The 299-nt window shown below is 35.1% G+C and carries 1 protein-coding gene; it reads left to right on the top strand.

Annotated features, from left to right (window positions below; genetic code table 11):
• On the top strand, positions 1-299 hold a 299-nt coding region (locus tag BAU27_RS14420; RefSeq protein ID WP_139254651.1), incomplete at both ends, for a Cna B-type domain-containing protein.

Genomic DNA, 299 nt, shown 5'->3' with positions numbered 1-299 from the left:
CAAAAATACAGAAACAATAGAAATTAGTGGTAAGAAAGTCTGGGAAGACTACAACAACAAGTTCAACACACGTCCAGAAAGCATCACAGTACAATTGCTTCAAAATGATAAAGTGTTTACAGACGCAAAAGTGGAAGCAAATAAGGAAGGAAACTGGAATTTCAATTTCAAAGACCTACCAAAGTACGATGAAACAGGAAAAGAGTACAAGTACACAGTAAGTGAAGTGAAAGTTGATGGCTACGAAACAAAAGTAGAAGGAACAACGATTACGAACACTTACAAAAATACAGAAACAA

The sequence above is a fragment of the Bacillus sp. NH11B genome (assembly GCF_001884205.1).
Taxonomy (GTDB): domain Bacteria; phylum Bacillota; class Bacilli; order Bacillales; family Bacillaceae_G; genus Bacillus_A; species Bacillus_A proteolyticus.
This window is presented reverse-complemented; position numbering and strand designations above follow the sequence as displayed.